Raw genomic sequence first — 13066 nt, 5'->3', positions numbered from 1 at the left:
CCGCGCGCACGCAACGACGCCCCCGACCCCGTGAAGGGCGAGGGCGTCGTGGCGTACGCGTGCTTGCTATCCCTTGGCTACGGCCGCGCTTTTGGAACCCTTCGGCCCCTTGCCGCTTCCCGTCGAGGCCAGCCTCCTGGCGATGGCCTGGTACTTCGGCTCCCGCTCCTTCAACGTCACCAGCAGCGGCGTGGCGACGCACAGCGAGGAGTACGTACCGACGATCATGCCGACGAACAGCGCCAGCGACAGGTCCTTCAGCGTGCCCGCGCCGAGCAGCGTGGTGCCGATGAACAGGATCGCCGCCACCGGCAGGATCGCGACCAGCGAGGTGTTCAGCGACCGGATCAGCGTGTGGTTGAGCGCGTTGTTGGCCGCCATCGAGTACGTCATCTTCGACGTGTGCCCCAGCTTGGCCGTGACCTCCTTGATCATGTCGAACACCACGACCGCGTCGTAGAGCGAATAACCGAGGATGGTCAGGAAGCCCAGCAGCGTGGCCGGCGTGACCTCGAAGCCCGACCAGGCGTAGATGCCGGCCGTGATGACGAGGTCGTGGATGAGCGCGACGATCGCCGACATGGCCATCTTCGGCTCGAACGCCATCGACAGGTACAGGATGATCGCCAGCATGAACACGCCCAGGCCGATCCAGGCCTTCTGCGAGACCTCACCGCCCCAGGACGGGCCGATGGCCTGCACGCTGACCTGCCCGACCGGAGTGTTGAAGTCCTTGGCGATCTGGGACTGCACCTGCTCCCTGGTGTTCTCCGGGAGGCTCTCGGTGGTCACCCGCCAGCCGCCGGTGCCGGCCGACTGGACGATCGCCTGGTGCGCGCCCTGATCGAGGACGGCCTCGCGGACCTCCTGGACGGTGGCCTGCTCGGACTTGAACGAGAAGACCGTGCCGCCCCTGAACTCCACGCCCAGGTTGAGCCCGTTGATCAGCAGACCCGCGATCGAGATGAGCAGCAGAATGCCCGACAGGCTGTACCAGAGCCTCCATTGGCCGACGAAGTCGACATTGATCTCGCCGCGGTAGAGGCGACGCGCCAGTCCCATCTCAGGCCTCCTGCGGAGTGGTCGGGCGGCCGGACGAGCCGACCTCGCTCATGCGCTCGGCGTCGAGGCCGGACAGCGGGTGCCCCTTGGCGAAGAACTTCAGCCTCGCCAGCAGGGCGATGAACGGCTTCGTGAACAGGAACACCACCACGATGTCGATCAGCGTGGTCAGGCCCATCGCGAAGGCGAACCCGGCCACGCCGCCCACCGCCAGGAAGTAAAGCACGATCGCGGCGATGAACATGACGGCGTCGGCGATCAGGATCGTGCGCCGGGCACGGACCCAGGCCACCTCGACGGCCGCGCGGAGCGTCCGGTGGCCCTCCTTCATCTCGTCACGTATGCGTTCGAAGTAGACGATGAAGGAGTCTGCGGTGATGCCGATCGAGACCACGAGGCCGATGATGTGCGGCAACGAGAGCCGGAAGTTGGCGTTGTGGCCGAGCACGACCACCGCCGTGTACGTCAGGATCGTGGCGACCACGAGGCTCAGCACCGCCACGATGCCGAGGCCGCGGTAGTAGAGCATCGAGTAGACCACGACGAGCACGAGGCCGATGAGGCCCGCGATCAGGCCGCCCTGCAGCTGGTCCTGGCCCAGCGTCGAGGAGACCGTGTCGACCGAGCTGCGGTTGAACTTCAGCGGCAGCGCGCCGTACTTGAGCTGGTCGGCCAGCGCGGTGGCGCTGAGCTGGTCGAAACCGCCGGTGATCTCGGCCCGGCCGCCGGGGATCGGGCTGATGATGTTGGGGGCGGTGATGACGACGCCGTCGAGCACGACCGCGACCTTGTTGCGCGGCTCCTGGGAGTTGTAGGCGGTCGTGGTGAGCTTGCTCCACTCGGCCGCGCCCTTGCTCTTGAAGTCGAGCTGGACGACCCACTCGACGGTGCCCTGCCGGACGCCCGCCGAGGCCGTGTCGATGTCGGTGCCGACGACCTTGGCGACGTCGAGGACGTACTTGTAGCTGCCGTCGGTCTCGCAGCCGGCGAACTGCTTCTTCGGGTCGTCCTGGACGCCCTGGCCGCGGTTGGCCGGGTTGGCGCAGTCGAGCTTGTTGAACTGGGCCAGCACCGCCGGGTCGATGCCCTGGGTGTTGACGCCGGCGTTGGGGTTCTGCGCGGGCGGCGTGCTGGGCTGGCCGGACGGGGCCGCCGTCGGGCTGGCCTTGGCGTCCTGACCCTTCTTCGGCTGCTTCTGAGGGTTGTCCGTGGCGGCCGGCTGCTGGGGGTTGTCCGTGGCGGCCGGCTGCCCCGACGCGGCGGGCGTCGGGGCGGTCAGTGCGGACGACAACGCCTTGCCCGTCGGGGACGCGCTGGGCTCGGGCGTGGAGACCGCGGGCGAGCCGGACTTGTCCGACCTGGGGGTGGTGGACTTGTCAGACTTGGGGGTGGCGGACTGGCTCGCCGAAGCCGACGGGTTCGGCGTCGGCGCGTTGGTGGCCAGGTTCTGCGGAACCTGCGTGGCCTCCATGGCCAGCACCTGGCGGAAGCGCAGCTCCGCGGTGGTGGCGACCAGCTTGATGGCCTCGCTCTGTCCGACGCCCGGGATCGAGATGATGATGTTGCTGCCGGACCTGGCGACCTCCGCGTCGGAGATGCCGTTGCCGTTGACTCGATCGCGGATGATGTTGACTGCGCGATCGAGAATCTCATCCGGCGGTGCCGTGTTGTTCTGGGTCACCGGGGACAGAGTCACCGTCGTGCCGCCGGCGAGGTCGAGACCCAGCTTGGGCGTGAACGCCTTCTGCAGGAACATCGTCCCGCCCAGGGCGAGGATGAGCGCCAGCAGCACCAGGAGCGTTCGCCCCGGTCGGCTGTGGCGGCTGGTCGGTCGGGCCACTGGTCGTCAGTTCTTTCAGATAGAGGTTTGTCGCAGAGCTTAGTCAGGACTGCTTGGTGCTGGAGTCCTGGTCATCGTTGCGATCCACGGTGGCCTCGGACTCCTTCTTGCCCTCCTCACCCGGTGCGGCGTCGTCGTCGGAGGACTCGTCCGCCGCGGGAGCGTCCCCTGGCGTGACCACACGGCCGATCGCGGCCTTCACCCAGCGGGTCTCGATCCCCGGCGCGATCTCGAGGACCACGTCCTCATTGTCCACCGCCACCACGGTGCCGAACAGCCCGGTCGTGGTCATGACCCGGGCGCCCGGAGCCAGGGAGTTCTGCATTTGGATCGCCTCTTGCTGACGCTTGCGCTGAGGGCGGATCAGCAGGAAGTAGAACACCACCACCAGCAGAATCAGCGGCAGGATGCTACCGAGTTGTCCCATGTCCATAAGGGGCGACCTTCCATTGTCGTACAAGAAGTTGACACCGGCCTCGCGCCGGAAATTCCGTGCGTTGCGTCGGGGCCGCGCCGCTCAGCCCGTCAGCCTACACAGCCAGCCAAGCCACGGAGTGTAGGCCGTTGTTGCGAAACGCGGCAACGAGGCAGCGTTTCGGCGCGCGGGGAAGTTCCCATTTTGAAACGGTTGCAACCGTTCTGTGATCAGCCGTCTGAGTCGAATACCGCTGCTCCGAACGCGTCGGGGGGCGGGGTCATGCCGAGATGACTCCAGGCGGCCGCCGTCGCGACCCGGCCGCGCGGGGTCCTGGCCAGCAGGCCCTGGCGTACGAGGAACGGCTCGGCCACCACTTCGACGGTCTCCGGCTCCTCCCCCACGGCCACGGCCAGCGTCGACAGGCCGACCGGGCCGCCGCCGAACTTCTTCAGCAGCACGTCCAGAACCGCCCTGTCGAGCCGGTCGAGTCCTTCGGCATCAACTTCGTACAGGTTGAGGGCCGCCGCTGCTATTTCCCGGTTTATCACCCCGTCGGCCCTTACGTCCGCGAAATCCCGCACTCGCCTGAGCAGCCGGTTCGCGATACGGGGCGTCCCCCGGGACCGCCTGGCGATCTCGTGCGCTCCGTCCTCGGGCAGGACCACGCCGAGCAGCCTGGCCGATCGGTAGAGCACCTGCTCGAGCTCGCCGACCTCGTAGAAGTCCATGTGCGCGGTGAACCCGAACCGGTCGCGCAGCGGCGCGGGCAGCAGCCCGGCGCGGGTGGTGGCGCCGACGAGCGTGAACGGCGCGATGTCGAGCGGGATGGCCGTGGCCCCCGGGCCCTTGCCGACGACGATGTCGACCCTGAAGTCCTCCATGGCGAGATAGAGCATCTCTTCGGCGGGCCTGGCCATCCGGTGGATCTCGTCGATGAACAGCACCTCGCCCTCGGCGAGCGTGGACAGGATGGCGGCCAGGTCGCCGGCCCGCTCCAGCGCGGGGCCGGAGGTGATCCTCAGCGGCGCGTTGAGCTCAGCGGCGATGATCATGGACAGCGTCGTCTTGCCGAGCCCGGGCGACCCGCTCATCAGCACGTGGTCGGGCGGCCGCTGCCTGCGCAGGGCGCTCTCGAGCACGAGGGAGAGCTGCTCGCGCACCCGGCCCTGGCCGATGAACTCGCCGAGCCGCTTGGGCCGCAGCGCCGCCTCGATCTGCAGCTCGTCGCCACCGGCCTCGGACGACACCAACTCCCGCTCAAACCCCATACTCACACCCCCTCACACCGGCCGCACTGTCAACGTTGCACCACACCTTCACACCGGCACCCACCCACCGCGACGGCACCGCGACGGGCGCTCCCGGCGCGCGGCCGGAGCCCATCGCGCCGCGGCGGCGGGAGGTGGTGCGGTGGAGACCGGCGCAATGCGGTCGGCGCCCGGCCGGGCCACGGTGCCGGGCCTGCGACTCGCTCGTCACGGCGAGCAGCCCGTGAGCCTTCACGACCGGCCATGACAGACGGAAACCGGCGTCGGCGCGTGCGGTTACCTTGGCCCCGCCGTAAAAACCGGGCTTGAGCGCGGGGCGCGGACGGGCGGGGTGGCGGGTCATCGGACGCTCAGGGATTGCAGGGCGGCCTTCAAAAGCGCGGCGACCTGGGGACGGCGTCCGGCGGCGAGGTCGGCGTCGGCGACCGGCTCCACGACGGCGACGGCCTCGTCGGCGTCCTTGCTGGAGTAGCCCAGCCCCACCAGCCCCGAGTGGACCTGATCGCGCCACGCCGCCACGCGCCGCTCCCCGTTGAGCGCGGCGTTGACCGCCTCCTCCGGCGTGCCGAGCCGGTCCTTCAGCTCCAGCACGATCCGCTGCGCCCCCTTCTGCCCGATCCCCGGGACCTGCGTGAGCGCCTTGAGGTCCGCGCTGGCCACGGCGACGCGCAGCGCGTTGGGCGTGTGGACGGCGAGCATCGCCAGCGCCAGCTTGGGCCCGACCCCGCTGGCCGTCTGCAGCAGCTCGAACACGGCTCGCTCGTCGTCCGTGGCGAACCCGTAGAGCGTGAGCGACTCCTCCCGCACCACCAGCGACGTGGCCAGGCGCGCTTCCTCCCCGATCCGCAGCGTGGCGAGCGTGCCCGGGGTGCAGTGGGTGAGGATGCCGACGCCACCGACCTCGATCACGGCTCCGTCGGGAGCGATCGCGGCCACCTTGCCCGACACCGACGCGATCACAGCCCACCATCCTTCCACGCCGCCGGGGCCCGCACGCCACCGGCGAGGGTCACAGCCCGACATCTTCCCGCATGATCACGGACGACACGCCGCGGGCGCGCGGACCGGCCACGCGGCGCGCCGTCCCCAAAGCCGCCAGAGCCCCCAAAGTCCTCAGAGCCGCCAGAGCCCCCGAAGCGGATGATCACGGCCTGGTGTCCTTCCGGGTGGCCTTGGCGAGGGCGGCGGCGAGGCGGTGCTGGGCGCCGCCGCGCCACACGTGGCAGATCGCCAGGGCCAGCGCGTCGGCCGCGTCGGCGGGCTTGGGCATCTCGCTCAGGCGCAGCAGCCGGGTGACCATGGCGCCGATCTGCTTCTTGTCGGCGGTGCCGCTGCCGGTGATGGCCGCCTTGACCTCGGACGGCGTGTGCAGCGCCACGGGAAGCCCGCGCCTGGCCGCGCACAGCACGGCGATCCCGGCCGCCTGCGCGGTGCCCATGACGGTGCGTACGTTGTGCTGGCTGAAGACGCGCTCGACCGCCACCGCGTCGGGCCGTACGTCGTCGAGCCACTGCTCGATGCCGGCCTCGATGCCGACGAGCCGCGCGCCGAGCTCCTCGTCGGCCCCGGTGCGCACCACCCCGACGGCCACGAGCGTCAGCGGCGCGCCCGGCCGCCCCTCGACAGCGCCCAGGCCGCACCGGGTCAGCCCCGGATCGACGCCCATCACCCGCACCGGCCCGCCCTCCCGTCGCCGAACACCTGTTCGGCACGAGACTTTACCCCGGCCGGGGCGCCCACGCACCGGTAAACGCCCGCACGCCGGGGAAGGAGCCGCCGGCGCGCCTCCGATCAGAAGTAGTCCAGCATGTACGGCCTGGCGGCGAACGCCGCGTCGAGCGCCTCGTCGTAGCGGTCGTCACCGGACATCAGCCCGCTCAACCGCAGCGTCGCCGTCGGCACCCCCGCGTACAACGCCGAGAACCCGTTCACCGAGAGCGTGACTCCGGACTCCTCGACAGGCGTCACCGCACCGGACCCGCCCGCGACCTCCAGCCGCCACGACCCCCCGCCACACAGCGGATCGTCCACGGTCACCACGGCCTCACAGCTCACGTACGCCGGATAGCCCCGCCGCTCGACCGCCGCGGCCACGTCCAGCACCCTGAACATCCACCGCGCCTGCCGCACCTCCTCGTTGGACCGCTCCCGCAGCATCCACAGCACCGGGTCGTCCGGAGCCACGGCGGCGACGACATGGCGGGCGATCGACGACGCGCTGCCGACCAGCGACCACAGTGCCCGGGCGGTCTCCGCCGACCCGGCGACCAGGTTCTCCACCTGCATGTCGTCGCCCCGCCACCGGTAGACGACGAAGCCGTCCTCGGCCAGGTAGAGGAAGTCGTCCTTGTTCTCCAGCCACAGGGCCCAGGTGCCCTCGTCCCAGGAGATGGGGCCGCTGGCGCGGGTGGCCGAGTGGACGCGGTGCAGCAGGGAGACGACCTCGCCCGCGTCGTCCGGGCCCATCCTGCGCAGCTTGACCTGCCCGGACGGCCGGATCTGGCGCAACGCCTCGGCCGGGAGCCGCATCTTGTACTGGCCTCCGGCGTGCTCGTAGCCGATCGAGCGGTAGATCGGCGTGGTGGCCGGAAAAAGCGCGGAGACCGCGTCGCCGAGGGAGGCGGCCCGTTCCACGACGGCCCGCATGAGCAGGCTGCCGACACCACGGCCACGGTCCTCGGGATTGACGGTGACGCCCGCGACGCCCGCCATCGGCTGCGGCCTGCCGTGCCACCACTGCGTGAACCGGCGCAGCCGCGCGGCCCCGGCGAGCCTGGAGCCGTCGAACGCGCCCAGATAGCGGCCCTCACCGAGCGCCGGGAGCACCGCCCGGCGCCACTTCTCGTTGTCGCCGGGGGGCAGCGGCCCGAAAGAACGCCTGCGCAGGTCAAGAACGTCGTCGAGGTCTTCAGCGATCAGGTTGCGAATCTCCACGAGGACCCAACCTATGGCGGGCCGCGCCGCCGGTCCACTTTGAGCGGCGGGGTGCCGCGCCTACGCGGCGGCGGTGCGCGCCCGCGAGCCGTTCGTGGTGATGGCGAGCCTGTCGAGGTAGAGCAGCTGGGCGGCCACGACGGCGACCAGCGCGACGGCGACGACGAGCAGCGGCGTGGCGGCGCCGACGTCGGGCTTCGCCGCGGCGAAGGAGCCGAGCTGGGCCATCTGCGCCACCGGCGCGGTGTACAACGTCGGCTTCTGGGCGACCAGCAGCGGCCAGAGCAGGTCCTGGGCGTTCACCAGGGCGACGGCCCCGGCGAGGACGCCCGCCATGGGGAGCGACGGGAGGAACACGCCGCCGAAGAAGTCCTTGTCGGTGCGCTCGGCCAGTCCCTTGCACAGGAGCGTGAGCACGAGCAGGGCCGGGACGCTGACGAGGAGGGGCGGGACGAGGGCCAGGAAGGAGTCGATGAGGCCCATGTTGCGCATGTTCTGCCAGTTGGCGACGCCGAGGGGCCCGGTGCCGACGAACAGCCACGGCGCGAACACCAGCAGCAGCCACTCGCTCCCGCGCCCCAGCGGTCGCAGGCCGCCGATCCCGAGCGCGGCCAGATAGGCGACGCCCACCGAGACGACCGCTCCGCCGATCGCCGGGACCCACGTGTTCACCTGGGAACGCAGGGAGCCCGCCTCCGAGGTGGGCGAGGCGAGGACGCCGTCGATCCACGGCCAGGCGCACACGAGCGCGACGGCGAGGAAGACCACCAGCGCCACGATCCCGACGGCCGTGCCGACGGATCCGGCACCACGTCCAGCGACCGCGCCCGGCGCCACCGCAGGAGCCGCCGCATGAGCCGCCCCCGGCGCGACCGGCCCCGCCCCGGGCGCGATCGGCCCCGCCGCAGGGGCGGTCGGCACTCCCGCAGGGGCCGCGGGTGAGGTCGGCACGGCCGCCGCCGGCTCAGGCGCGGTACGCGGGGTCAGCGTGACGCTCAGCCGGGAGGCCGCCACGACGACCGTCGCGACGATGCCCAGCACGCCGAGGATCACCCCCGCGAGGGTCGCAACGGACGCGCCAGGGCCGAACTCGGCCATCCGGAAGGCGGAGTCGTACTCCAGCCCTGCGAGCGTCTCTGTGGAGCGCTCAGGGCCGCCCCGGGTGAGCACGAGGCCGAAGGAGAACGTCTGGAGCCCGACCGCGACCGTGGCGATCGCGACGAGCACCCCCACCACGAGCATCGCGGGCCCCACACCACCGCGAGACCCGCCGGAAAAGCCCTGCACCCCAGAGAAGCCCTGCGGGACGGAGCCGGCGCGCAGCGCGGGCAGGAACGCCATGACCGCCAGCGCGCACACCACCCCGAACGTGCCGGCCGCGACGATCAGCCGGAGCGTTCCAGGCGCGGTCGCGGGATCGCGCAACCCTTCGGCCAGCCCCGCCAGACCCGGCGCGTCCGGCGCCAGCCCGCGCATCCAGGCCGCCGCCACCCCCACCGGCGAGAACGTGACGATCGCCAGCGACAGCGCGATCCGCCCGGCCCTCCGCGGCCACGTGCCCGCCCGGTCGAGCGCCACCGCCAGCAGCGGCGCCACCACCACGGCCACCAGCAACGGCATCGCGACCAGCGACAGCGTGAACCACGCCGCCCGCCAGAACTCGCCGTCGCCCAGCAGCCTGCCGTAGTTGGCGAACCCCACGTACGTGCTCTCGCGCAGGACGCCGCCCCTCTGCAGGCTGAGCCAGATCGTCTGGGCCGTGGGCAGCACGAGCGAGATCAGCGTGCCGAGCAGCGCGGGCACGGCCAGCAGCCAGCCGAGCGCCGGAGAGGGAGCCTGTGGAGGGGTGGGGGAAGTCACGTCGCCCGACCCTACGCTGCCCCGCCTTTTCTCGCACCCGAAGAAAGCCCCGGAACCCACCCGCGCCGAAGAAAGCCCCGGAGCTCTTCCCAACGCCAGAAGAACGCCCGAAGGAGGCCCCGGAAACGCCGGACGAGGGCGGGCACGCATGAGTGAGGGCCCGGCGTGGCCGAGCCCTCACGTCGTGCGACTGCTAGTCCAGCGCCGCCAGAACGTCGTCCGGCACGTCGAAGTTGGCGAAGACGTTCTGGACGTCGTCGCTGTCCTCCAGCGCGTCGATGAGGCGGAACACCTTCTTGGCGCCCTCCTCGTCGAGCGGCACGCTCATCGTCGGCAGGAAGCTCGACTCGGCCGAGTCGTAGTCGAGCCCGGCCTCCTGCAGCGCCTTGCGGACCGGCACCAGGTCACCGGCCTCGGAGACGACCTCGAACGACTCGCCCAGGTCGTTGACCTCCTCGGCGCCCGCGTCGAGGACGGCCATGAGCACGGTGTCCTCGTCGAGCCCGTCCTGCTTGGGCACGATCACGACGCCCTTGCGGTTGAACATGTAGGAGACGGACCCGGGGTCGGCCAGCGAGCCGCCGTTGCGGGTCAGCGCGACGCGGACCTCGGAGGCGGCGCGGTTGCGGTTGTCGGTGAGGCACTCGATGAGCACCGCGACGCCGCCGGGCGCGTAACCCTCGTACATGATGGTCTGCCAGTCGGCGCCACCGGCTTCGAGGCCGCCGCCGCGCTTGCGGGCGCGCTCGATGTTGTCGTTGGGCACGGAGTTCTTCTTCGCCTTGAAGATGGCGTCGAAGAGAGTGGGGTTGGCGTCCGGGTCGGGGCCACCGGTCCGTGCCGCCACCTCGATGTTCTTGATGAGCTTCGCGAACAGCTTGCCGCGCTTGGCGTCGAGCGCGGCCTTCTTGTGCTTCGTCGTCGCCCATTTGGAGTGGCCGGACATTACCTAGAGCTCCCTCACCATGTCTACGAAGTAACGGTGCACGCGCGCGTCCCCGGTCAGCTCGGGGTGGAACGACGTCGCGAGCAACGGCCCTTGACGGACCGCGACGATCCTATCCCCAGGCTCGCACCTGCCCAGCACTTCGACGTCGCCGCCGATGGATTCGACCCAGGGAGCGCGGATGAACACCGCGTGCACCCGCTCCCCCGCGAAGTCCAGGTCGGACTCGAAGGAGTCGACCTGGCGGCCGAACGCGTTGCGCCTGACCACCATGTCGATGCCGCCGATCGTCTGCTGTCCGGCGGCGCCGTCCTCGATCCTGTCGGCCAGCATGATCATGCCGGCGCAGGACCCGTAGGCGGGCATGCCTTCCTTGATCCGCATCCGCAGCGGCTCCAGCATGTCGAAGGTCTCGGCGAGCTTCCACATGGTGGTCGACTCCCCACCGGGGATGACCAGGCCGTCGACCGCGTCCAGCTCGGCCGGTCGGCGCACGGCGGTGGCCGACGCTCCTGCCTCCTGAAGCATGCGCGCATGCTCGCGCACGTCTCCCTGGAGAGCGAGTACACCGATCGTGGGCACAGTCGATCCTTCCGTCTGGGTGCGGGTTCCGACAATTCAACACCAGGATGGCCTGGGATCTTCCTAAGGGGCCACTTTGACGTGGACGGGCTTGTGGTCGGACAGCGTCACATCCCGCCCGACGCGGCAGCTCCGCACCGTGCCTTCGGGCGCGAACAGGTAATCGAGCTTTTTACCCTCCCTGGTCCACCTGCCGGTGCGCCGCGTGCCGCGCTGGTCGCATTCCTCGTACGCGCGGTAGAGCGGAGCGACGGCCCGGCGGCCGGCGGCGCTGCCGTATCCGCTGTCCGGGGGCGCCACGTTGAGGTCTCCGCCGAGGATCGTGCGGGGTCCCGGCTCGGCCGCGATCTCGAGCAGCCGCCTGATCTGCCTGGTCCGGTAGGGGGCGCCCGGTTGGCTGTCGTCGTCGGCCCGGCCCGAGGACAGGTGGGTGCCGCAGGCGCGCACCTTCCTGGCGGGGACGGTGGCGCAGAGGACGGCGCGCGTGACGTACCAGGGCGGGGCGGGCAGCGGGTGGGCCTCGAAGGTGGCCCCATCCTTGGCTGGGTCGCCCGCCACGGCGACCGCGATGCTCTGCGCGCCGCGCGGGCGGCCGAGGCGGTCGGGGTGGCAGGCGTACGGGGTGCCGTCGTGGGAGGTCAGCCCCCATGAGCCGATGGTCCAGTGTCGTCCGGTGCGCTGCTCCAGCCAGAGTTCGAGCGTGCCGGCCGCGCCCGTGCAGAACTCCTGCAGGAAGATCACGTCAGGAGGGCCGTTCTTGATCGCGTACCCGCCGATGCTCTGCGCCAGTTCGAGCGCGCCCGCGCGGTAGAGGGGGCACGCCGAGTTGGTGCCCGCGCAGACGTTCCAGGTCATCACGGACAGCTCGGCTCTCGGGGGTGCCGTGAGCAATCCGGCCACGAGTAACAGGACAGGTCCCATCATGTGGGGAAATTATCAACCAGCGGGAGCCACGGCGTCCTGGAGCGTGTGGTCGGCGTCCACCCGGCTCAGGACGCGCAGGTGGTGGCGCCGGAGGTAGAGGATGGCCATGCCGACGAGGCAGCAGGCGGCGCCCAGCGCGTACGGGACGGCGACGCCGATCTCCTCCCCCAGCTTGGTCGCGATGAACGGGGCCAGCGCGCCGCCCATCCAGCGCACGAAGTTGTAGCCCGCGGAGGCGACGGGCCTGGGCGCGTCGGAGACCTCCATGGCCGACTCGGTGAAGACGGTGTTGTTGAGGCCGATGGGGATGCCGGACAGCACGGTGAACAGGATGATCCCGACGTGCCCGGACAGCGCGATGCCGATCTGGAACACGGCCAGCAGCGCCAGCGCCAGGTGCAGCACGTTCACCGAGCCGAGCTTGCGCTGCAGCGGCGGCGCGCCGAACACCGAGGCCAGCGCCACGCAGACGCCCCACCCGAAGAAGACGGCGCCGATGCCGTAGGGCGACATGTGCAGGATGAACGGGGTGAAGGCCAGCACGGTGAAGAACGCGAAGTTGTAGAAGAGCGCGGTGAAGGCCGTGGTGGACAGGCCGCCGTGGGCGAGCGCCTTGATCGGGGCGGCGAGGCTGGTCCTGGCCGCGGGCTTGGGGGTGGCCTTGAGCAGGGTGACGATCAGGACGAAGCCGACGGCCATGAGGGTGGCGGTGCCGAAGAACGGGGCCCGCCAGTTCCAGTCGCCGAGCAGGGCGCCCACCAGCGGGCCGGCGGAGATGCCCAGGCCGAGCGCGGCCTCGTACAGGATGATCGCGGCCTCCGCGCCGCCGCTGGCCGCACCCACGATGACGGCCAGCGCGGTGGCCACGAACAGCGCGTTGCCCAAGCCCCAGCCCGCGCGGAAGCCGACGAGCTCGCCGACGCTGGTGGAGGTGCCGGCGAGCGCGGCGAAGACGATGACGAGCGCGAGCCCGGCCAGCAGCGTCCGCTTGCCGCCGATGCGGCTGGAGACCCAGCCGGTGATCAGCATCGCCACCGCCGTCACCAGGAAGTAGCTGGTGAACAGCAGCGACACCTGGCTGGGGGTGGCCTTCAGACCTTGGGCGATGGAGGGGAGGATGGGGTCGACGAGGCCGATGCCCATGAAGGCCACGACCGCGGCGAACGCGGTGGCCCAGACGGACGTGGGCTGGCGCAGAATTCCGCCGCCGGATTGCATGGGGCTCCTTTACC

12 protein-coding genes are annotated in these 13066 nt (G+C 70.8%); all 12 read right to left on the bottom strand.

The annotated features are described in order from the left end of the window. Positions 1 to 66: 66 nt before the first annotated feature. The gene (gene secF, locus AB0L65_RS41215) at positions 67 to 1062 is read right to left on the bottom strand and encodes a protein translocase subunit SecF (protein WP_350727177.1); all 996 of its coding nucleotides are present in this window, start codon (positions 1060 to 1062) and stop codon (positions 67 to 69) included. A gap of 1 nt (position 1063) precedes the next feature. Next, positions 1064 to 2902: a protein translocase subunit SecD gene (gene secD, locus AB0L65_RS41210; RefSeq protein WP_364257447.1), complete on the bottom strand. Its 1839-nt coding sequence runs from the start codon at positions 2900 to 2902 to the stop codon at positions 1064 to 1066. Between the two features lie 43 nt (positions 2903 to 2945). Further along, positions 2946 to 3329, bottom strand: coding sequence for a preprotein translocase subunit YajC (gene yajC / locus AB0L65_RS41205; protein WP_364257444.1), 384 nt, complete (start codon positions 3327 to 3329; stop codon positions 2946 to 2948). 218 nt (positions 3330 to 3547) lie between these two features. Beyond that, positions 3548 to 4588, bottom strand: a complete 1041-nt coding sequence (gene ruvB / locus AB0L65_RS41200) for a Holliday junction branch migration DNA helicase RuvB (protein ID WP_350727174.1) — start codon at positions 4586 to 4588, stop codon at positions 3548 to 3550. A gap of 339 nt (positions 4589 to 4927) precedes the next feature. Beyond that, positions 4928 to 5548 (bottom strand): Holliday junction branch migration protein RuvA, encoded by a 621-nt coding sequence (gene ruvA, locus AB0L65_RS41195; RefSeq protein WP_364257440.1) that lies wholly within the window; start codon positions 5546 to 5548, stop codon positions 4928 to 4930. Positions 5549 to 5732: 184 nt separating this feature from the next. Beyond that, positions 5733 to 6263 (bottom strand): crossover junction endodeoxyribonuclease RuvC, encoded by a 531-nt coding sequence (gene ruvC, locus AB0L65_RS41190; protein WP_192785834.1) that lies wholly within the window; start codon positions 6261 to 6263, stop codon positions 5733 to 5735. 116 nt (positions 6264 to 6379) lie between these two features. Beyond that, the gene (locus AB0L65_RS41185; RefSeq protein WP_364257437.1) at positions 6380 to 7522 is read right to left on the bottom strand and encodes a GNAT family N-acetyltransferase; all 1143 of its coding nucleotides are present in this window, start codon (positions 7520 to 7522) and stop codon (positions 6380 to 6382) included. Positions 7523 to 7582: 60 nt separating this feature from the next. After that, positions 7583 to 9382, bottom strand: a complete 1800-nt coding sequence (locus AB0L65_RS41180) for a sugar ABC transporter permease (protein ID WP_364257434.1) — start codon at positions 9380 to 9382, stop codon at positions 7583 to 7585. Positions 9383 to 9575: 193 nt separating this feature from the next. After that, a complete protein-coding gene (locus AB0L65_RS41175; RefSeq protein ID WP_350727170.1) occupies positions 9576 to 10328 on the bottom strand; it encodes a YebC/PmpR family DNA-binding transcriptional regulator in 753 nt (250 codons plus the stop codon). Positions 10329 to 10331: 3 nt separating this feature from the next. Beyond that, positions 10332 to 10910, bottom strand: a complete 579-nt coding sequence (gene pdxT, locus AB0L65_RS41170; protein WP_364257431.1) for a pyridoxal 5'-phosphate synthase glutaminase subunit PdxT — start codon at positions 10908 to 10910, stop codon at positions 10332 to 10334. Positions 10911 to 10973: 63 nt separating this feature from the next. Beyond that, a complete protein-coding gene (locus AB0L65_RS41165; protein ID WP_364257428.1) occupies positions 10974 to 11834 on the bottom strand; it encodes an endonuclease/exonuclease/phosphatase family protein in 861 nt (286 codons plus the stop codon). Positions 11835 to 11846: 12 nt separating this feature from the next. Beyond that, positions 11847 to 13052: an MFS transporter gene (locus tag AB0L65_RS41160; protein ID WP_364257425.1), complete on the bottom strand. Its 1206-nt coding sequence runs from the start codon at positions 13050 to 13052 to the stop codon at positions 11847 to 11849. Positions 13053 to 13066: the final 14 nt, after the last annotated feature.

Origin of the sequence: Nonomuraea sp. NPDC052116 (assembly GCF_040680035.1) — a bacterium.
Taxonomy (GTDB): Bacteria; Actinomycetota; Actinomycetes; order Streptosporangiales; family Streptosporangiaceae; genus Nonomuraea; species Nonomuraea angiospora_A.
The sequence above is the reverse complement of the archived record's forward strand: the minus strand, read 5'-3'. Positions and strand labels throughout refer to the sequence as shown.